Consider the following 20428-nt stretch of genomic DNA (forward strand, 5'->3'; position numbering starts at 1 on the left):
ACGGGCAAAGATACAATAAAAATAATAATACTGATAATCAGTTAGTTAAACTTTTCTAAAAATAGATGAAGTGGTATTTTACATCGTTAAAACGCACAAATTCAATTGTTGGTGCAGGAATTTTAACGGTATTAAAAACAGAAAAGACAGTCTTTAATAAAGAAGAATTGGTCTTAATTTTAGTCAAATCGACATCAATGCTTAAGTAAAATTGTCTAAATCGCTCGGGACTCATCGCCAAGAATGGATGGGTGTTCCCTTTGCTTGCAGTAACCATTCCTTCGCCTCCGTACCCTATCGCTAAATTGAGCCATTTTGGTACTATTGACTCTTTAGCAAAAGAATGCAGATTAACTGACAACCAATATGTCTGACCGTTATAATCCTTCAAAATTTGCTCTGCTACTGAATTGCCTAATACTTCGGGTCTGTATCTTGCATAGGGTGTGGTGTGGAAAGAAAACTTTGGAATAATACGCTGTTCCTTCCATATTAATTCTTGGGAAACGTAAAGTGCAGTTCCAGATGCATTCGCAATAATATCTCCGGGCGAAGCTCCCCATTCAGAAGAATAACCATCCAATACCTCAACAGCTGTAAGAAATGCGAAACCTAGACCTGAACCGTAAAGCAATTGATTTTTTTCACTAGTATCGCTCCACTTTAGCATCTCAGCACCAAACCGTCCTAAATGATACGACGAAAACACATGTCCTGCTTTATCCATTTGAAGCCAATCTGAGTTATCGTTTATAAAATGAAAATCAGATTTGGGATAATCCGCATACCAAAGTTGGTTTAAACCTATCAAAGTCCCTGAAAAAAGCACTGCTTCAGCAACAGCAACTCCGTTTTGCCTTTTTTTATTTAAAGAGTCCGAAGGTTTCAGAAAACGTTCTACTTTATTTTGTGAATAGCCAATTTGAAATCCAAACAAGAATAAAAATAGAACTAATTTTTTTACTCTCAACACTATCTTTTCACACCTTGGCTGTTGATCCAATCTGAATATTTTTTGGCGTTTTTATTGTGCTCTTCTAAAGTAGCCGCAAATTCGTGGTACCCAAAACGTTCCACACTGGCACAGAAATAAATAAAATTATTCTTCTCAGGATTCAAAACGGCTTCTAATGCTGTGATATCGGGCATTGCAATAGGCCCTGGAGGAAGTCCTAAATTCATATACGTGTTATATGGATGCGCCATGGTTAAATCATTATAGAAAACTCTTTTAATCACTTGATCAAAATCATCTGCTTTCTTTTTTATAGCGTAAATAACGGTTGGATCAGCTTGAAGTGGCATTCCAGCTCTCAAACGATTCAAATATACACCGGCTATTCTAGGTCTTTCGTCTTTTTTTACTGACTCTTTGTGAACTATCGAAGCTAAAATTGTTGCATCAATTGGTGTGAGTCCTTGTTTTTGAGCTTTTGCTACTCTTTCCTTATTCCAAAAATTACGATATTCCTTAATCATTTTATCTCGGAATTTTTCAGCTGTTGTATTCCAATAAATCTCATAGGTATTTGGGATAAACATCGCTAAAATGTTTTCCTCATTAAAACCATTTTCCTGTAAGAAAATAGAATCTTTGAATGTAGTCAATAAGGATAAACTATCCGCTTCAATCTGAGAGCCAACTCGCCCTGCTAAATTTTCTATACGTTCCTGGTTGTTGAATGCCAGTTTTACCGGTGAATTAAGTCGCAATGTTTTTACCAATTCATAACTATTCATTCCTTTTTTGAATAAAAAACGACCTGGTATAACATTATCAATATAGCCTCTTTTATTAGCTACCATTTCAAAACGTTCTAAATTCTCAATATATGGTGCCACTATTTTTTTGACCTCCTCGTATTTAGCGTCTGTTGGAATAAAAATAAAGACTTCTTTTTCCGAAAATTTTGTATTCGAAGAAAAGATCTGGCGTAAAATAACCAATCCGTAAATCATTAATATAGTTATCAAAACTACTGATACGATTGTGATAATTTTCTTAATATTCATAAGTGTTATTTTTTTATAGGTATAGCACACAACTATTCTTTGTGTCTTATTTGTTTTTGAAAGGGTCGTGAATCAAAACTAAAGCGTTTAAAATTCAGTATTAATCAATTGAAAAATCGCTTCGTCTTTGTATTTACCATTTACAAAGGTCCACTCTTTTTTTACACCGATCAATTCGAATCCAAATTTAGTAAAAAGAGCTTTACTTGCTTCATTTTCGGCACCTATATTTGCATACAATTGATGTAAATTAAGATTGTAAAAAGCATATTGTATTAATAGCTCCAATGCTTCTGACCCAATATTCTGTTTTCTATTTTCTTTCGCTTGAATAACAATACCAACACCAGCCCTATTATTCTTGGGATCAAAATCAAATAAATCGATTAGACCCAAGGCTGGAAAATCCTGATCCTGACAAATTGCCAATCGCAATTGCTTGGCTTCATAAATATCCTGATGGGCATTTTCTAAATATTGCTTGACTAAAAACCGGCTGTAAGGTGTATGTGTATTGCTGACTTCCCAAATGCTCTGATCGTTTTCAATCCCATAAACAAACTCTAAATCATTGGGTTCTAATGCGCGGATGTAGATTGAATCCCCTTTTAATGTTTTCATTTTATTCGGAATATTATTTATAGATCAATAGTCCCTTTAAATACAAATTCTGCTGGTCCTTTCAGAAAAATTCGGGTAAATTGCCCTTCTTTTTTATCAAAAGAAACGACTAATTTTCCACCTTCAACATTTAAGTCGATCGAAGAGGCCTTTGTTTTTCCTAAGACATTCATTGCAATAGCCACTGCTGTGGCTCCTGTTCCGCATGAAAGCGTTTCGTCTTCTACGCCTCGTTCATAAGTTCTGAGCGAAAAAGTGGTGTCGTCAATTTGTTTGACAAAATTAATGTTACTACCTACTTCTCCATATAAATCACCGTATCGAATCGCTGCTCCGTTTTTCTTAATGTTATAATTTTCTAAATCATCCACCAGCTGCACATGATGTGGCGAACCAGTATTCAGAAACACATGATCGTCACTCACTTTTACCTCAGCAACATCAATCATTTGTAGCGAAACTAATCCATCCTCCGTAATTGTAGCGTGGTGCACACCATCTGTTGCGATAAAAGTAGTCTTGTTTTGAATTACGTTCAGCTTTTTGGCGAAAGCCACTAAACACCTGCCACCGTTACCACACATGGAACTTTGATTGCCATCAGAATTGTAATAGACCATTTTAAAGTCAGTTTCTGCGTCATTTTCTAATAAAATAAGCCCATCTCCACCTATACCAAAGCGTCTGTCACATAAATGCGCAATGCGCTTCGTATTTTCTTTTGGGAAAAAACCCAAACGGTTATCCACCATTACAAAATCATTCCCCGTTCCCTGGTATTTATAAAATTCTAGTAGCATTATAGTTATAATTAAGTCCAACAAAAGTACGAACTATTAATGAAATGTTAATCATTGTTAAAGAGCGTTAAAGAGTATTTTAAAAAAGCAATTTAGTTTTATTTTTACATGTGGATATCATAAAAACAAACTTTATTATGAAAAAATTTTCAACTCTTTTTTTGGTTTCTTTATTAAGCGGAGTGGTAACACTAGGTGCTTACAAAGTATTCTTTGACACCAATGGATATTTTTCTAATGAAAAAAGTTCGGCGGTGACAGTAGCATCTGATTCCTACGGTAAAAAAGTAGGATTGTCAGCAGAAGTTATTGATTTTACTGAAGCTGCAGAGAAAACAATCCATACGGTTGTGCATGTTAAAAACGTTTCCCGCAGAACCATAACCAATCCTATGCTAGAATATTTTTATGGGTACAAAGGGGGGCAATCCCAAGAACAAGTGGGAACCGGTTCCGGAGTCATTATTTCTGAAGATGGCTATATCGTAACGAACAATCACGTAATCAAAGGGGCCTCTGAAATTGAAATTACCTTAAACAACAAAAAATCATATCAGGCAAAACTTATCGGTACCGATTCTAAAATGGATATTGCTTTGTTGAAAATTGATACAGAGGAAAAGTTACCGTACACCGTTTTTGCCAATTCTGATTCGGTGAAAGTCGGCGAATGGGTTTTGGCTGTTGGAAATCCCTATAATCTGACTTCAACAGTAACCGCAGGAATTGTTTCGGCAAAGGCCCGAGACTTAGACACTAGTGGAATACAGTCTTTTATACAAACAGATGCTGCCGTAAACCCAGGAAACAGTGGTGGTGCCTTGGTTAACACAAGGGGAGAATTAATAGGCATCAATACGATGATTTCTTCCATGACAGGTTCTTATGTAGGGTATTCGTTTGCCGTACCTTCGAATATTGCGCGAAAAATTATCGAAGACCTTATGGAATTTGGTAATGTTCAACGCGGAATTTTGGGTGTTGAGGGGGGCGAGTTAAACGGAACTGCCTCGAAAGAATTGGGTATTTCCCAAACCCAAGGATTCTACATCAATAAGGTTACCCAACATTCCGGTGCGGAAAAATCAGGTCTTACTAAAGGAGATATCATTATCAAACTAGACGAACAAAACGTAGCTACTTTTGCTGATCTTTCCGGATATATCAATACTAAAAGACCAAATGATAAAGTTCAAGTTACTTATATTAGAGCAGGGAAGACAAAAATGATTCCTGTAATTTTAAGCAAAAATGAATTTTTTAGTACGGAATTTAAAGGAATTGAATTAGAGAACATTGATGCTGCTGACAAAAAGAAATTCAAAATTGATTATGGGGTAAAAATCAAATCCATCACTGCTGAAAATTTAAAACAATATGATGCTGAGTTAAGAGGAAACATCATCCTGAGCATTGACAATGTAAAAGCGACAGATATTGAAACAGTCGCTAAACTTTTGAACAAAAAAGAGGAAAATCAAACGGTACGTATCGAAATGATCACTAAAAATGGGGAGGTACTTCGCGTAATCCTATAAGTTACTCTAATTTTAAAAATCAAAGCCATCTTGAAAAAACAAGGTGGCTTTTTTATTTTATAAATAAATCGCAAAATGCGTTACGAAATCGATTGAAATGGGTATTTTTGCGCAAATTTTAAAAAATACAATCACTTATTTTCATTAAATTTTCAACATGGCAATCACAACTTTATACGAAAAGGAAGTTTCTTTTCAGGCCGACAGGCGACGTGCAGGAGTAAAACTGATTAAAATTATCAGCGATTTATGGTATGATAAATCCATAGAAATGGTTTTATTCCGAAATCAATTAATTGATAGAAATGTCAGTGACATTATCAACCTGCATGAATATGCGGCCGAATTTGTAGGCAAACCCATTTCTGTGTTTGATTCGGTTAAAATTGCAAAAGCTATTTTAGAATTGAATTTACCACCCGCAAAACTCGACATTGGTAAACTTACGTATGAATATGGTTTAGAAGAGGATAAATATCCTGATGCTAAATATTTTGTGATAGACAAATTAAAAAACGCCAAAAACTCAGAGGAAATTCATCCGAAAGATGTTGTGCTCTATGGTTTTGGACGTATAGGACGCTTATTAGCTCGCGAATTAATGTCTAAGACTGGAAAAGGAAGTCAATTGCGGTTGCGAGCAATTGTGACCCGTGACAAAAATGACGCTACCACACTTGAAAAAAGAGCATCCTTGTTGCGTTATGATTCTATTCACGGTGATTTTCAAGGATCTGTAACGGCTGATCCTGAAAACAATGCACTGATTATCAATGGAACTACCGTTCACATCATCACGGCAAATGCTCCAGAAGAAATAGATTATACCCATTTTGGTATTGATAGAGCCTTAGTCATTGACAATACTGGTGCCTTTACAACACACGAAGCCTTGAGCCGGCATTTAGTTTCTAAAGGTGTAGATAAAGTTTTGCTTACAGCTCCTGGAAAAGGAGTTCCTAATATTGTTCATGGTGTAAACCAAAATGAATACAATCCAGACGAAATTAACATCTTTTCGGCAGCATCCTGCACAACCAATGCAATCACACCAATCCTGAAAGTTGTTGAAGATACTTTGGGTGTTGTCAAAGGACATTTGGAAACCATACATGCCTACACGAACGACCAGAATCTTGTGGATAATATGCACAAAAAATACCGTCGCGGAAGAGCAGCAGCATTAAACATGGTCATTACCGAAACTGGTGCAGGAAGCGCAGTTGCAAAAGCATTACCAAGCCTTGCCGGGAAATTAACTTCCAATGCGATTCGGGTGCCGGTTCCTAACGGTTCCTTGGTGGTCTTAAATCTTGAAGTATCGAGAGAAACTTCGCTCTTAGAGATCAATGCTATCATGAAAAAATATGCCTTGGAAGGCGAATTAGTAGAGCAAATCAAATATTCTTTGAATAACGAATTGGTTTCTTCGGATATTGTAGGAACCTCAGCTCCTGCCATTTATGACAGTAATGCCACAATCGTTTCTGCCGATGGAAAAAATATCGTACTATACATTTGGTACGACAATGAGTACGGCTACAGCCACCAAGTCATCCGATTAGCAAAATACATTGCCAAAGTAAGACGATTCACGTACTACTAGCATTCAGCTTACAGGTTATGGGTTGCAAGTAGTTGTAATTTTTAGTTTTAGTTTTAGATTGTATTAACAGCAGCCCAACCTGGATTAAATAAAAAATCCGTCGCGTTATAAAACGAGACGGATTTTTTTGTTTTAGGTTTTTAAGGTATTATTCTACCGTATTGGAACACAAATTAAGGGGATTTTCACTGATTTTAAAAAAATCTTGAACATAAATTAATTACGAGTCTTTTTAAACATATAAGGAATATAAGTTCCTTTAGGTTCGACTATTTTGAATTCATAAATGATATAATACAGCCATAAATTCATAATTAATAACTCATAACTTAAAAACTACTCCTTAGCTTTTGTCAAATAATACACCGGTATCCCAATCAACATTATCAAAACTCCCCATCCACTTGTACTGGTTTTTGTATACAACAAAGCAATACAAATTGCCGAGGCAATAATAAGGTATAATCCTGGCAAAAATGGATATCCAAAAGCTTTATATGGTCTTTCAGCATTTGGCATTTTCTTGCGCAGAATAAATATTCCTAGGATAGTCAAGATGTAAAATATCAAAACGATGATAACCACAAAATCCAATAAATCTCCGTATTTTCCCGTAAGACACAACGCCGAAGCCCAGATACACTGCGCCCAGATAGACCAAGCCGGAACACTGGCATGATTCAATTCAGCCGCTTTCTTGAAGAAAACACCGTCTTGCGCCATCGTATAATATACTCTGGCTCCCGCCATAATCAATCCGTTGTTGCAGGCAAAAGTCGAAATCATAATCATCACAGCAATAATCAATGTTCCCACTGAACCAAAAATACTTTGCGAAGCCACAACAGCGACACGATCAGATTCTGCCGTAGCAATTTCATACAATGGCACTACCGCCAAATACATAATATTAGCTAAAATATAAATCACACTCACGATTAAGGTTCCTAAGAACAAACTCAATCCTACGTTGCGTTTTGGATTTTTTATTTCTCCGGCGATAAAAGTTACCCCTTCCCAAGCTACACTAGAGAACATTGAACCCACTAAGGCAGCCGAAATCCCAGATATCAAAGCCGTTCCGCTGATGGGCAACCACGAACCCGTTTCTACATTCAGCGTTTGTGACGTCCAAGCATTCGTCCAGTTCGCATCCCAAACTTCCGCTTTGGCAGCCATAAAACCAAAAATAATCAAACCTGCCAATGATAAAATTTTGATAACTGTCAGAACTGTTTGTAGAATCTTAGAGTTTTTCACACCGCGACTGTTGATGTAACTCAACAAAATAATCGTGAAAATAGAAACAATCTGAGCTGCATTGAGTTTGAAATCCCCGATCTCGTATAAAATATTCTTATCACTTAAAGGTGCATACAAATAGGCGGCAAATTTAGCAAAAGCCACACCCACGGCAGCAATGGTACCGGTTTGAATTACGGCAAAGAAACTCCAACCGTACAAGAAACCCACCAGTTTCCCGTACGCTTCCTTGATGTACACATATTGACCCCCCGCTTTAGGAAACATTGCGCTCAATTCGCCATAACTCACGGCGGCAATCACCGTAATAGTACCCGTAAGCACCCACATAGCAATCAACCAACCGGCAGATCCCAACTGACGGACCATATCCGAGCTGACAATAAATATCCCGGAACCTATCATAGAACCCACCACAAGCATGGTTCCGTCGAGTAATCCTAATTCTCTTTTAAAATCGTCTGGTTTTTGGTCTTCCATAAAGTGACTTTTTGGTTTTTTGTTGGCTAAAGATATACTTTTTTTGGAAATTTCATAAAAGGGAGGATAAAAGTGAGAAGTTTAGAGTGAAGAATATAGAAACAAGAGACAAGAGTATAGCGTGAGAATTAATAAACCGATTGTTCTTTTGGGCGTGACCCTGCAGTTAGCTTTGTCGTTCCTCCTCGCCACTTTGGGTCGGGCGGTACGCTGTATCTTTATTTTCTTAAAGAAGGAAAATAAAGGATGCCGCTTCCCTCCCTCACGCAAACCGCAATAACTAAACGTTTATCTTTTTAAGGAAAATTGTAAGAAAAATTGAATATATTTGAGAAATATAAAAAAGAAATAAAGTTTCGCGAAGCCACCCGTATTTGGATGTATATGCGAAAGTTTGAATCGCCTATATGTTAGTTAGCTACAATAACCACAAACTATGCATAAAGAAGAACTTTCAGAAAATTTAAAAAGCTTGACAGATAAAGGTTTTGCCATCAGTGAAGATGAAACTCATTATTTAAATTCTTGGACAAATTTATCTATGCAAATCTTAGAAGCTGAACATTCCCTAAAGTTTGCCAACAAATTCAACGAAAAAAAACCTTTTGATAACTTTGAGGAATTTGTTTTGGCACATGGGATGTTTAAAAATTCCGTTCTCTCTTATGCGAAATGTTTTTCAAGTTCTGGAAGTGGGAAAGTATCGCTAGATGCAAAAGAAGTTTTCAAAAATGAGCCGAAGCTTAAACAAATTCATTCTGCTTTAATGGATATGCGTAACGAATACATTGCGCACAATGGCAATAGTGATTTTGAACTTGCTGTAGTTTTTCAGAAAAAAATGGAAGATGAAATTGTTTTAAGTCAAACAATAACTTTCAAATCGCCAGTGGGAGAATATGAAAAATACTTTGATCTTTTTGACCATTGCACAAATTACATTACAGAAAAAGTTAATAAGAAAGTAGACAAACTAGAAGATAAGTTTGGAGTGAAAATAAAATTCAATTAGTTACTGTAGCTAATACACGCTACAAGCAATTTGGGTATTTGGCTTAATTTAAATATGGTTTTGTATTTGGAAGATTAGGCAAATCCAATTTCTTATCTTTTAGAAGAAGATGCCCAAATTCGAAAAATAATTAGAACAGGCAAATACAAAATCTATACTCAGACAAATATGAATGATTACCATAATAGTAGAAAAAAATAAACAACTACTGCTAACAGTTAGGGTTTACCAGCTAGCTCGAGCGTCCCGCTCGTGAAAGTTTTAATGAATTAATATGATTTTAATTTGTGCTAAGATTAAGATTTTATTTAAAATATAATGGGGTATTAACTGTGTTCACGAGGGGGACTCACGCACCAAATGGGCAAAATTTAAACAATATATATTTAAAAATTATGATAATAAAAAAAATAATCCTGACATTATTAATTTCCATATCATTAACAGCAAATGGTCAATACAAAAGACGTAATTTTAACAGTAAAGAATTAAATATAACTTTAAGAAGTGAAATTGGAGACGAAATATTTATGACAGGTCAAGAAGATTTTCAAGAAGCTATTAAAATCAAAACATGCCCTGATTTTAAAATAAATTTTGTAAAGTTTCCCTATAAAGTTGGTGACATTTTGCCATATTTAGAAGATAAAAAACAATATCGACTATATTTTAACCCAGCCAAAAAGGGTTATTTAGATCGTGGAACTATTGGAATAGCATTTGACAACGAAAAAAGTATTTATGTCCCATATATAGACTCATTTAATGGCTTTTTAACAAAAGATCAAAAAGAAAAATTAATAGTTGAAAATGCAATTTACGTCAATCCTAATTGTAAAGATTGCTTTAAGAAAGTATTTATTTATAACGGAAAAGCTAGTAATGTACTCAATTTTACATACCGGGAATTTATTAACGATATGGCAAGACCCGCGTTTACTCAAGAGTTACACTATGATCTTAGCGAAAGTAATGTCATTGGATTTAAAGGTATGAGAATTGAAATTTTAAATACATCAAATATTGAAATTGAGTATAAAATTTTAAGTGAATTTAAATAAATCAAAAAACAACAACCAAATAACTGCTAATTTCTAGCGCACAATGTCATTAAGTTAAGGAATAACCCCGATAGCGCGGATATCTAATTTTCGGACAACGATAGCGCGGATTTGCAATCCGTGCCCACAAAGAGAATAAAACAATTTAAAAATTAGAAGTGTAACTAATATATTGGGTGTTCCAGAGATTCGCTAAATAAATTAAATTCTCCCATAAAATTAAAAAAAACGATGTCTACTAAATACAAAGCCACAACTACAGAAGAAGCTTTTTTTATCACAATAACCACTGTAGGTTGGGTTGATATATTTACTAGACCAAATCAAAAATTTATCATAACCGATTCTTTAAAACATTGCCAAACACATAAAGGTTTAGGAATTTATGCGTATTGTTTAATGAGTAGTCATTTACATTTATTTTGTAAAGCAACAAATGATTTCATTTTATCTGACATAATTCGGGATTTTAAAAAGTTTACTTCCAAAAAAATAATACAAATAATAAAAGAGGAACCAGAAAGCAGAAGAGAATGGCTGTTGGATTATTTTAAAAAATCATGTGAACATTTAAAAAAAGAACAACACTATAAAGTATGGCAAGATGGTTATCATGCAGAACATATATTTAGCAATTTGTTTATCAAAGAAAAAGTAGAATACATCCATAACAACCCCGTTAAAGATAAAATAGTTTCTGTACCAGAAGATTATTATTTTAGTTCCGCCAGAAATTATGCCAGTTTAGAAAGTGAATTAGAAGTACTTATATTAGAAATATTTTGATATTCGTTACGGGCACGGATTGCAAATCCGCGCTATCGTATTGGTTTTGCATTATGGATGATTTGGCAGACCGAAAACAGAGCTTAATTTGATTTAAAAAAAGCATATTACACAACATTATATAAACATCAAAACAAAATGAAATACGCTGAATTCAACATTGACTCGAATAAAATAGAATTCTGGAATTCTATTTTTGGAATTGAAAGTGTTTTACTGAATGGAAAAATAATTTCTAAAAAGTTTTCTTTTTCTGGAATTACCCATGAAATAAAACTACACGCCAGAGATTTAATATTAGAATCCAAATACAAACAATTCGACAAAAAAGAAATCAAACTTGAATTGAAAGAAAATGGTGAATTACTCCAGGAACAATTTGTAAAAATAGACAAAAAACAAAGATATTTTTGGATGCTAATTGGGGTCGCTACAGGAATCGCACTCTCTAAACTTCTAAATTTACTTTAGGAATACCTGAATTTATAAAACCCGTTCGCTTGGATGTCAATAATCCGTTCCACTCGCAATTTTATGTTTCTTTCCCAGAAATTAAACGTACTTTAGTGTCGCTTTCCTGATGTTAGTATAGCTTTAACACCAAAACAGGAAACGTATCATTTAGCACTAAAAATTATGAATACATTAAAATTAGGATGGACAGGTCTTGGCAATATGGGAAATCCAATGGTGATGAACCTACTCAAAGCAGGTTTTGAAGTATCCGTTTTCAATCGTACCAAAGAGAAAGAAGCGCCATTACTGGCTGCAGGAGCAAAATCAGCAAGCAGTTTACAAGAACTAATGGAAACTTGTGACGTCGTTTTGACGATGTTATCCAATGACGCAGCCGTCAAAGAAGTTTTTGTGGGACCAACAGGTTTATTGTCTAAAACCAATCCTGGCAAAACCCTCATCAATATGAGCACGGTTGCACCGGAAACCTCGCGTTATTTAAACACCATTTGCAACCAACATAAAGTACATTTTATAGATGCTCCCGTTTCTGGAAGTGTAAAACCAGCACAAGACGGAACGCTGGTTATTCTTGTGGGTGCTTCGAATGAAGATTACGAAGTAGCCAAACCCATATTTGACGTTTTGGGTAAAATTGCGATTCATGTAGGCGAACCTGGCGTGGCGAGTTCAGCTAAATTAGCCATCAATTACCTATTAGGATTGAACCTTCAAGGAGTAGCCGAAACGGTTTTATTTGCCGAGAAAAACGGCGTAAGCAAAGAAGACATGCTCAACATCATCAATCAAGGCGCATGTGGCAACGGAATTACGAATATCAAAACACCTTCTATTTTGAACGATTCCTATCCGGCAGCATTTGCTTTGAAACATTTAGTCAAAGATTTAAGACTGGCCAAAGAGGCCGGACTCGATTCCCCGCTAATTCATCCTTTGTACGACAGTTATGCTGCAGCAGAAAAAGAAGGATTAGGCGATCAAGATGTTATGGCGATTATCAGCAGTTTGAAAAAGCATTGAGATAAAATTTTATAAAAACGCGTATAAAACAAAAAAGCTACATCTTTACGGATGTAGCTTTTCTTATTTAATCGAACTAAAAAATGACATTACTTCGTTTTTACTGGTGGCAAGTCAAATGCAGCTGATTCATGCTCAAAACCATTGCGGTGTGAACCATCACAAAAAGGTTTATTTACTGACAATCCGCAACGGCAAAGACCCAAAGCCGTTCTACCCTCTAATCCGTATGTTTTTCCTTCGCAGTCTGTTATTTCGAAATCACCTTCTATTTTTATAGAACCGTTGCGATTTATTGTTAGTTTAGTCTTACTCATAATACTTTTTATTTTTTAGAGTTCAAAGATTGCAAAATATATTCTGACAGCTTAAAAATCGTGCTTTTTTTTAGGATATACAAAGCTAATTTACATTAATTCTATATTATGTGAAATTTAAATAATGAAAAAAGTACTAGCTGGCAGAATTTGATTTGATCTCATACCAAATCGACTGTATCCACATTTCCCTTTTGGATAAAGCGAACTTCAAATAGGATCTAAATCGATACTTCGCGGCTTTTTATTTTATGGTATAAGCATAATGATTCCATCTAAATTGTACATTTGTCAAGAAGACAGTACCTATTGGGTGGTGATTGATTATTTTGAGTTTTTTTTGAATGAATATTCACACCCTTAATTAATTTTAACTAAATAAGAATTCAATACCCCATAATATTTCAAAAGCATGAGTATTTTACAACAAATAAATGTTTACAGGAGAATTGCAACCCATGCCTTGACCAAAAATATTGGCAGTTCACAAAAGAATCAGAAAATAGATTTAGCTCAAAAAATCGAAATTAAAAGGGTTTTAATATCCAGACCCAATCATAGACTGGGAAATTTGCTGCTTATTACCCCATTAGTACAGGATGTAATAGCAACTTTTCCGGACTGTAAAATTGATTTGTTTGTAAAAGGAGGTTTAGCTCCAATTGTATTTGAAAATTATGCAAACATAAATTACATCATTGCACTTCCTAAAAAGCCTTTCAAAAACTTAATCGATTATTTTAAGGTTTGGATAAAAATCAAAAAGCAAAAATATGACATTGTTATCAACGTAGATAAGAACTCCTCCTCAGGACGATTATCGGCACAATTTGCAGATGCAAAATACAAATTTTTCGGAGAAGTTGATGATAAAATGCAATTAAAACACACCGATTATGAGCACATTGCAAAATATCCAGTGTATGAATTTAGGAATTTCCTGATCCAATTAGGATATGAAAATAATGCCAATCCAGTTCCATCACTAGACCTTAAGCTAAGGCCCTCTGAAATTGCTCAAGGCCAAGAAATAGTGCAAAATATAGTAAAAAATGACAGTAAGACAATTTCTATTTTCACTTTTGCCACGGATGACAAATGCTATTCAGAAACTTGGTGGGAAGAATTTTATGACCTCTTAAAAACAGAATACCCAAATTACAATATTATTGAAGTTTTACCAGTTGAAAACATTTCACAAATTGGATTTAAAGCACCTTCCTTTTACAGTAAAGACATTCGTGAAATTGCAGCTGTAATTGCCAATACTGAAATTTTTATTGGCGCCGATAGTGGCATTATGCATTTGGCCAGTTCCGCCTTAAAGCCTACAATTGGGCTTTTCTCCCGCGAGAATATAAACACCTATAAACCATATAACAATAATAGTGTAGCTATAAATACGAATATTGGCAATAAAGAAGCTTGGATCAAAATAATAAATAGCGTCCTTATAAAAGGCTAATTTTAATTGAGAATAAATATTCTTAAACATTATCTTTTAAATAAAATTATTGAACACAAAACATAAAAACTAAAGCTTATGAGAATTCCCTATTTACTATCAATCCTACTCACCTTTATTTGTTCGAGCACAATTTGGTCACAAAATCAAGATTCATTTACTTTAAAGTTAGATCACATGGCACTTTCAGTTAAAGATTTAGATCGTTCTGTTACTTTTTACAAAAACGTATTAAAACTTTCAGAAATCACTAACCTAACAAAAAAAGAAGGCATTCGATGGATGTCATTGGGTGAAGGTAAAGAATTGCATCTTGTCTCTACCATTAAAGAACCTGTTGCCCTAAATAAAGCGGTTCATCTGGCTTTTAAAACTACTAATTTTGATACGCTAATAAAAGTATTAAACAACCAGAACATTACATATTCTGACTGGCCGGGGACACTTGACAAAATTACTGTTCGAGCAGATGGTATCAAACAAATCTACATTCAGGATCCTGATGGATATTGGATTGAAATAAATAGTCTAGAAAAGTAATACTAATATTTAGATTAATCCTTATCTGTAAGTATCTTATATCAAGAAGCATATTTTATATAAAAAACAATAACCGTCTAATTATCAGATGTGTGAAAATTGAAACTCTTACATGGAATTGTGTAATGTCTACTTCTTATTTATTGCTCAACTTTGTACTTTAAGTTTACCATTGTTTTATCCAAATAAAATCTACAATCATGAGTACTACAACAAGCAAGCATACCAGTGAAGGAATTGAAAAACTTAAAACTCTGGTCAAGGAAATTAATACATGCCTTTTTTGTACTAATCTGAAAACCAATGATGGTGCAACTACTAGACCAATGAGTGCCGTAAAAGTATGTGAAGAAGGAAACATTTGGTTTTTTAGCGAGAAAGACAGTGATAAAAATAAAGAAATAGAACAAGACGCTGTAGTACAATTATTTTTTGCACATCCAGGAATTGGAAGTTATATGGTTGTAAATGGCGAGGCAAAAATCAATACCGAACGAGAAAATATTGATAAACTATGGACTCCGGTAGTAAATATATGGTTCCAAGAAGGGAAGTCTGATCCCAATGTTTCTCTAATAAAAGTAATACCATCCAGTGCTTACTATTGGGATACTGATGATAGCAAAATGATAAATTTTCTAAAAATGGCTGCATCCGTAGTAACAGGTGCCAATTTACTTAACAATAATGAAGGAGAAATCAATATTTAAAAAGGCACAAAAAAAGCCCCAAACATGGAGCCGTTTCGATAAAGTGTATTACATCTTACTGTAAAACCCTATTTATCTGCGAGAAATTTTTCTCATAGTATTTTTCTTTTGTTGAGGAAATAATAACTCCATTACTCACCGAGGAATGAATGAATTTAATTTCACCTTCACACACCTCAACTACCATTCCTACATGATTAATTTGACTTCTACCGTTAGTCTTAAAGAAAATTAAATCGCCTTTTTGAGCTTCTTCTGTATTAATTTTAGTTCCTATACTAGATTGTTCACGAGATGTCCTTGGTAATTTTATATCGAATGCGCCAAAAGTAGTACACATTAAACCAGAGCAATCAAATCCGGATTTTGTAGTTCCCCCCGTGCGATACCGTGATCCAATATTTTCTGATGCACGTTCTATTAACTGATCTAAAAATTCATGGCTAAAAGTAGGTTGTACGGAACTATTAAAATCAATTTTAGCAGTGGTAACAGTATTATCATTTCGAAGTTCTTCGTTGAGAACAACTTTATTTTCATTAGTCAAATTACCCGCACGAATATTCAATTTATATCCTACGGGAAGTCTATTTTTGACCTCTGGGTTTTGTTGCTCTAATTCTTGAACCGTAATACCATATTGTTTTGCAATACCATATTTAGTTTCTTTAGGTAACACTTCTCGAAGAATAATCTGTAAGGCCTTGTTTTCAATTGATTCCGTTTGAAAAACTAAACTTTTATCCGTTTTTGATAAATCCGAAACAGATTCTAAAACTACAACTTCTTTTAATTTTGATATACTGTTTTGAAGTGGCGGATCACTTTTTAGTATCACTCTAGATAACTCCTTATTATCTTGAGAAACTAATCCTGTCTCAACGCTTACTAAAGGAGTTCCAGGAACATTGATTTTCTGACCTACTCTAAGGGTCTTGAGGCCTAAACTTGGATTGGCTTGATCAAATTCCTTGATTGTAATTCCAAATTTTTTGGTGATAGAATACTTCGTTTCTTTTGGCAATACTTCCCAAATAAAGGTTTCGGAACCAGAACCAGTAGTGATTGTTTCGCTTAATTGAGGTAAAACAGCGATTTCTTTTTTTGGTAACATGCTCGCTGTTTCAAGTGAAATTGCGCTATTAGGAATCATTATTTTTTGACCAATTTTTAATTCCGATGATGCTAGTGTTGGATTGAACTGACTTAATTCTTTAGCAGAGATTCCATATTTTTTTGCGATTCCGTAAAGTGTTTCTTTAGGTTGTACTTCGTGTTCTTTATTGGAATGATTGTTAGCAACCTTGTTTGAAGAGACAGTATTCTTTGCAGAAGTAGTAGGAATTAATAAAACGGAATTAAGTTTTAAAAGATTCTTGGCACTAGGATTTAATTTAAAGATGGAGCTTTGCTTAACTTGATACTGCTCCGCGATACTTGATATCGTTTCCCCTTTTACTATGGTATGCTTTGTGATTTTTTCTTGTGAAAAAAGAACGATACTATTTAAAAAAACTAATGTTAATGTTACTGTTGCCCTTAACCTCATATTCATTTGTTTCAAATTAATTACCCCATTGTATTATTCAAAGCGATTTCGGGATATAATTATTAAATCTCGCTTCGGTTTTTTTTGACACTTTCCTTTCAAAAAAGTATAAAAGATCCTAGTCTCTTTGATAAAAAGAGGGAAAAATGTGTGCTATTTAATTTTTTGCTGATTTTTTGTTCTTATTGTAAAAGCAATTTGAACAGTAACGCAAGTCAACTTTATTTTCTTCTTGCGCAGAAAGTAAATTATTAATTCGAGAACTGATTTGTACTAAAAATCAAAAAAGCTCGCTTATAATTTTATTTTTCTTATTTGCTAATTTAAACTATAATATCATAAAACAACTATTTTTTTTCAATTTTAACGTTGTTTAAAGGGAAATATGACTTTTTTTTGATTTTTTACTATTTTTATATATTAAAAAAGATTGTTTATAGACAAACTATTTATTCATAATTATTTCCAGATAAGACTACAATTCGTCTTTTTTTTCTTTGCCCTGATGCAAGTAAAAAGCCTTTAGAAGCTAAATTAGTCCCTTTTTAATGAAACAAAGAGCAACTGAAAGAAGCGCCTATCTTTCTTATAAAAAAGGTAATGCTATGAAAAGCTTGAAACGGTCAGCTGGAAGTAGCTCCTGAGATAAATTGAAAATAAATCAAAAAAAACTCTCAAGTTGCCCTGAGAGTTTTGAGTATAGCTATTTATTTAATGTACTTATGCTTTTCCAGCAGCAGCAATTAAGTTTAATGCGGAGCCAGCTATGAACCAACCAATCTGCCCTTCGTTGTAGGTATGGTTTGCCAAGATAATATCTGAAGTACCATCCGCGTGAACAAATTCTAATGTTAATGGTTTTCCTGGAGCAAAATTAACCAAATCAGTAAAGTTGATAGTATCATCTTCTTGAATTTTATCGTAGTCGGCTTCAGTAGCAAATGTCAATCCTAAAAGACCTTGTTTTTTAAGGTTTGTTTCGTGGATACGAGCAAATGATTTTACCAATACTGCTTTCACACCTAAGAAACGAGGTTCCATAGCGGCATGCTCACGAGAAGACCCTTCACCATAGTTATGATCCCCTACCACAATTGAAGGAACGCCAGCTGCTTTGTAAGCACGTGCTACAGCAGGAACTGCATCGTAAGTACCATTCAGCTGATTTTTAACTGTATTTGGTTTTTGGTTGAATGCATTGATCGCACCAATCAACATATTATTAGAAATATTATCTAAATGCCCACGGAAACGCAACCATGGTCCAGCCATAGAGATGTGATCTGTAGTACATTTTCCGAATGCTTTGATAAGCAATTTAGCCCCTGTGATGTTTTTTCCATCCCAAGGCAAGAACGGAGCTAATAATTGTAGTCTTTCTGAAGTTTCGCTAACCGCAATTTGAACACCTGAACCATCTTCGGCTGGTGCTTGAAAACCTGGATCTTCAGCATCAAATCCTTTTGGAGGCAATTCATTTCCTGTTGGCGCGTCTAATTTTACTTCTTCGCCATTTTCATTGATTAACGTATCAGTCAAGGGATTGAACCCTAAATCTCCAGCAATAGCTAATGCAGTTACTAATTCCGGTGAACCCACGAAAGCCAAAGTGTTTGGATTTCCATCGGCACGTTTAGAAAAGTTACGGTTGAAAGAATGAACGATTGTATTGCGTTCTTCTTTTTCAGCTCCTTCTCTGTCCCACATTCCGATACATGGTCCGCATGCATTGGCAAAAACAGTAGCGCCCATTTTATCGAAAATATCGATAAATCCGTCACGCTCTATTGTGTAACGCACTACTTCTGAACCTGGAGTAATAGTAAATTGAGATTTAATCTTTAAGTTTTTATCAGTCACTTGTTTGGCTAATGAAGCGGCACGAGCAATATCCTCGTAAGAAGAGTTCGTACAAGAACCAATCAAACCAACTTCAATTTTCAAAGGCCAGTTATTTTTAAGCGCTTCCTCTTTCATTTTAGAAATTGGCGTAGCTAAATCCGGAGTATACGGACCATTTAAATGTGGCTCTAATTCGTCTAAGTTAATTTCGATCACTTGATCAAAATACAATTCTGGATTTGCATATACTTCAGCATCACCTGTTAAGTAAGGTGCAATTTTATCTGCTGCATCAGCAACATCAGCTCTATTTGTAGAACGCAAATAACGCCCCATTGAAGCGTCATATCCAAAGGTAGAAGTAGTTGCACCGATTTCGGCGCCCATATTACAGATAGTTCCTTTTCCAGTACAAGACATAGATGTAGCACCTTCACCAAAATATTCAACGATAGCGCCTGTTCCACCTTTTACAGTAAGGATACCAGCTACTTTAAGGATAACGTCTTTTGGAGCTGTCCAACCGGATAATTTTCCAGTTAATTTTACTCCAATTAATTTCGGGAATTTTAATTCCCAAGCCATTCCCGACATAACATCAACTGCATCAGCACCACCAACACCTATTGCTACCATTCCTAAACCACCTGCATTTACAGTATGAGAATCAGTACCAATCATCATTCCTCCTGGGAATGCATAGTTTTCAAGAACTACTTGGTGAATAATTCCAGCGCCTGGTTTCCAAAAACCAATCCCGTATTTATTCGACACCGAAGAAAGAAATTCAAATACTTCATTGCTTTGTGTTTTTGCTCTGGCCAAATCAGTTACTGCATCAACTTTAGCTTGAATTAAGTGATCACAATGCACCGTTGTAGGAACCGCTACTTTAGATTTTCCTGCATGCATAAATTGTAACAATGCCATTTGAGCTGTTGCATCTTGACAAGCTACTCTGTCTGGTGCAAAATCCACATAATCAGCACCTCGTGTAAAAGCTACAGAGGGTGTGCCTTCCCAAAGGTGATTGTATAAAATTTTCTCTGTTAAAGTAAGTGGGCGACCAACTATCTCACGTGCTTTATCAACACGAGTAGTCATGTTGTCGTACACTTTTTTAATCATTTCAATATCAAATGCCATAATATATAGGAATTGTTTGTTAATTGTAGTGCAAATTTAAGAATTAAAGATGAGAATTAAAAAAATTTAACGGAAGTAGCTTTTTTAAAAATTATTATTATAAAAAAACCGATTACATTGAATTAAATTAGAATAATCATATATTTTTAACTTAAAACATTATATTTAGCAATATAAAATGT

The 20428-nt window shown here is 34.6% G+C and carries 18 protein-coding genes; 10 read left to right on the top strand and 8 right to left on the bottom strand.

Features of this window, described 5'->3' with window-relative positions:
• Positions 1–55 precede the first annotated feature (55 nt).
• The 4 genes from ACNQF9_RS12105 to dapF form a co-directional block, all read right to left on the bottom strand.
• A complete protein-coding gene (locus ACNQF9_RS12105; RefSeq protein WP_417990300.1) occupies positions 56–970 on the bottom strand; it encodes a DUF2279 domain-containing protein in 915 nt (304 codons plus the stop codon).
• Positions 971–972: 2 nt separating this feature from the next.
• Positions 973–2013, bottom strand: a complete 1041-nt coding sequence (gene mltG / locus ACNQF9_RS12110; RefSeq protein WP_417990301.1) for an endolytic transglycosylase MltG — start codon at positions 2011–2013, stop codon at positions 973–975.
• Positions 2014–2100: 87 nt separating this feature from the next.
• Positions 2101–2634 carry a GNAT family N-acetyltransferase gene (locus ACNQF9_RS12115; RefSeq protein WP_417960930.1) on the bottom strand — a complete coding sequence of 178 codons (534 nt, stop codon included), beginning with the start codon at positions 2632–2634 and terminating at the stop codon, positions 2101–2103.
• Between the two features lie 17 nt (positions 2635–2651).
• Positions 2652–3434: a diaminopimelate epimerase gene (dapF, locus tag ACNQF9_RS12120; protein WP_417990302.1), complete on the bottom strand. Its 783-nt coding sequence runs from the start codon at positions 3432–3434 to the stop codon at positions 2652–2654.
• Positions 3435–3571: 137 nt separating this feature from the next.
• Between dapF and ACNQF9_RS12125 the strand changes: the two genes are divergently transcribed.
• The gene (locus tag ACNQF9_RS12125; protein ID WP_417960934.1) at positions 3572–4972 is read left to right on the top strand and encodes a trypsin-like peptidase domain-containing protein; all 1401 of its coding nucleotides are present in this window, start codon (positions 3572–3574) and stop codon (positions 4970–4972) included.
• A 157-nt stretch (positions 4973–5129) separates the two neighbouring features.
• A complete protein-coding gene (locus tag ACNQF9_RS12130; protein ID WP_417960936.1) occupies positions 5130–6578 on the top strand; it encodes a glyceraldehyde-3-phosphate dehydrogenase in 1449 nt (482 codons plus the stop codon).
• A gap of 336 nt (positions 6579–6914) precedes the next feature.
• On the opposite strand, the gene ACNQF9_RS12135 is transcribed toward ACNQF9_RS12130, so the two are convergent.
• A complete protein-coding gene (locus tag ACNQF9_RS12135) occupies positions 6915–8321 on the bottom strand; it encodes an APC family permease (RefSeq protein WP_417960938.1) in 1407 nt (468 codons plus the stop codon).
• A 436-nt stretch (positions 8322–8757) separates the two neighbouring features.
• On the opposite strand from ACNQF9_RS12135, the gene ACNQF9_RS12140 reads away from it, so the two are divergent.
• From ACNQF9_RS12140 to ACNQF9_RS12160, 5 genes are all read left to right on the top strand, one after another.
• On the top strand, positions 8758–9333 hold the full coding sequence (locus ACNQF9_RS12140; RefSeq protein WP_417960940.1) for a hypothetical protein: 576 nt from the start codon (positions 8758–8760) through the stop codon (positions 9331–9333).
• A gap of 395 nt (positions 9334–9728) precedes the next feature.
• The gene (locus ACNQF9_RS12145) at positions 9729–10394 is read left to right on the top strand and encodes a hypothetical protein (RefSeq protein WP_417960942.1); all 666 of its coding nucleotides are present in this window, start codon (positions 9729–9731) and stop codon (positions 10392–10394) included.
• Positions 10395–10625: 231 nt separating this feature from the next.
• A complete protein-coding gene (locus tag ACNQF9_RS12150) occupies positions 10626–11180 on the top strand; it encodes an REP-associated tyrosine transposase (protein ID WP_417960944.1) in 555 nt (184 codons plus the stop codon).
• Between the two features lie 138 nt (positions 11181–11318).
• Entirely contained in the window at positions 11319–11651 is a 333-nt protein-coding gene (locus ACNQF9_RS12155) for a hypothetical protein (RefSeq protein ID WP_417960946.1), read from the top strand.
• 165 nt (positions 11652–11816) lie between these two features.
• The gene (locus tag ACNQF9_RS12160; RefSeq protein ID WP_417990303.1) at positions 11817–12677 is read left to right on the top strand and encodes an NAD(P)-dependent oxidoreductase; all 861 of its coding nucleotides are present in this window, start codon (positions 11817–11819) and stop codon (positions 12675–12677) included.
• A gap of 89 nt (positions 12678–12766) precedes the next feature.
• On the opposite strand, the gene ACNQF9_RS12165 is transcribed toward ACNQF9_RS12160, so the two are convergent.
• Positions 12767–12994, bottom strand: coding sequence for a CDGSH iron-sulfur domain-containing protein (locus ACNQF9_RS12165; RefSeq protein WP_132065763.1), 228 nt, complete (start codon positions 12992–12994; stop codon positions 12767–12769).
• 412 nt (positions 12995–13406) lie between these two features.
• Here ACNQF9_RS12165 and ACNQF9_RS12170 point away from each other — a divergent pair, with 412 nt between their 5' ends.
• The 3 genes from ACNQF9_RS12170 to ACNQF9_RS12180 all read left to right on the top strand — a co-directional run bounded on the left by ACNQF9_RS12170 (position 13407) and on the right by ACNQF9_RS12180 (position 15709).
• A complete protein-coding gene (locus ACNQF9_RS12170) occupies positions 13407–14459 on the top strand; it encodes a glycosyltransferase family 9 protein (RefSeq protein WP_417960949.1) in 1053 nt (350 codons plus the stop codon).
• A gap of 177 nt (positions 14460–14636) precedes the next feature.
• Positions 14637–14999 carry a VOC family protein gene (locus tag ACNQF9_RS12175; protein WP_417960951.1) on the top strand — a complete coding sequence of 121 codons (363 nt, stop codon included), beginning with the start codon at positions 14637–14639 and terminating at the stop codon, positions 14997–14999.
• A 200-nt stretch (positions 15000–15199) separates the two neighbouring features.
• Positions 15200–15709: a pyridoxamine 5'-phosphate oxidase family protein gene (locus ACNQF9_RS12180; protein ID WP_417960953.1), complete on the top strand. Its 510-nt coding sequence runs from the start codon at positions 15200–15202 to the stop codon at positions 15707–15709.
• Between the two features lie 55 nt (positions 15710–15764).
• On the opposite strand, the gene ACNQF9_RS12185 is transcribed toward ACNQF9_RS12180, so the two are convergent.
• Both ACNQF9_RS12185 and ACNQF9_RS12190 read right to left on the bottom strand, forming a co-directional pair.
• Entirely contained in the window at positions 15765–17264 is a 1500-nt protein-coding gene (locus ACNQF9_RS12185; RefSeq protein ID WP_417960956.1) for a LysM peptidoglycan-binding domain-containing protein, read from the bottom strand.
• Positions 17265–17978: 714 nt separating this feature from the next.
• Complete coding sequence (locus tag ACNQF9_RS12190) at positions 17979–20246, bottom strand: aconitate hydratase (protein ID WP_417960958.1); 2268 nt, start codon at positions 20244–20246, stop codon at positions 17979–17981.
• Positions 20247–20428: the final 182 nt, after the last annotated feature.

The organism is Flavobacterium amylolyticum, from assembly GCF_048284335.1.
GTDB lineage: Bacteria > Bacteroidota > Bacteroidia > Flavobacteriales > Flavobacteriaceae > Flavobacterium.

What these genes read in the sequence shown, in the direction of transcription:
- mltG (WP_417990301.1), bottom strand. Translation starts at nt 2,013, where the DNA reads ATGAATATTAAGAAAATTATCACAATCGTATCAGTAGTTTTGATAACT.
- ACNQF9_RS12115 (WP_417960930.1), bottom strand. Translation starts at nt 2,634, where the DNA reads ATGAAAACATTAAAAGGGGATTCAATCTACATCCGCGCATTAGAACCC.
- dapF (WP_417990302.1), bottom strand. Translation starts at nt 3,434, where the DNA reads ATGCTACTAGAATTTTATAAATACCAGGGAACGGGGAATGATTTTGTA.
- ACNQF9_RS12125 (WP_417960934.1), top strand. Translation starts at nt 3,572, where the DNA reads ATGAAAAAATTTTCAACTCTTTTTTTGGTTTCTTTATTAAGCGGAGTG.
- ACNQF9_RS12130 (WP_417960936.1), top strand. Translation starts at nt 5,130, where the DNA reads ATGGCAATCACAACTTTATACGAAAAGGAAGTTTCTTTTCAGGCCGAC.
- ACNQF9_RS12135 (WP_417960938.1), bottom strand. Translation starts at nt 8,321, where the DNA reads ATGGAAGACCAAAAACCAGACGATTTTAAAAGAGAATTAGGATTACTC.
- ACNQF9_RS12140 (WP_417960940.1), top strand. Translation starts at nt 8,758, where the DNA reads ATGCATAAAGAAGAACTTTCAGAAAATTTAAAAAGCTTGACAGATAAA.
- ACNQF9_RS12145 (WP_417960942.1), top strand. Translation starts at nt 9,729, where the DNA reads ATGATAATAAAAAAAATAATCCTGACATTATTAATTTCCATATCATTA.
- ACNQF9_RS12150 (WP_417960944.1), top strand. Translation starts at nt 10,626, where the DNA reads ATGTCTACTAAATACAAAGCCACAACTACAGAAGAAGCTTTTTTTATC.
- ACNQF9_RS12155 (WP_417960946.1), top strand. Translation starts at nt 11,319, where the DNA reads ATGAAATACGCTGAATTCAACATTGACTCGAATAAAATAGAATTCTGG.
- ACNQF9_RS12160 (WP_417990303.1), top strand. Translation starts at nt 11,817, where the DNA reads ATGAATACATTAAAATTAGGATGGACAGGTCTTGGCAATATGGGAAAT.
- ACNQF9_RS12165 (WP_132065763.1), bottom strand. Translation starts at nt 12,994, where the DNA reads ATGAGTAAGACTAAACTAACAATAAATCGCAACGGTTCTATAAAAATA.
- ACNQF9_RS12170 (WP_417960949.1), top strand. Translation starts at nt 13,407, where the DNA reads ATGAGTATTTTACAACAAATAAATGTTTACAGGAGAATTGCAACCCAT.
- ACNQF9_RS12175 (WP_417960951.1), top strand. Translation starts at nt 14,637, where the DNA reads ATGGCACTTTCAGTTAAAGATTTAGATCGTTCTGTTACTTTTTACAAA.
- ACNQF9_RS12180 (WP_417960953.1), top strand. Translation starts at nt 15,200, where the DNA reads ATGAGTACTACAACAAGCAAGCATACCAGTGAAGGAATTGAAAAACTT.
- ACNQF9_RS12185 (WP_417960956.1), bottom strand. Translation starts at nt 17,264, where the DNA reads ATGAATATGAGGTTAAGGGCAACAGTAACATTAACATTAGTTTTTTTA.
- ACNQF9_RS12190 (WP_417960958.1), bottom strand. Translation starts at nt 20,246, where the DNA reads ATGGCATTTGATATTGAAATGATTAAAAAAGTGTACGACAACATGACT.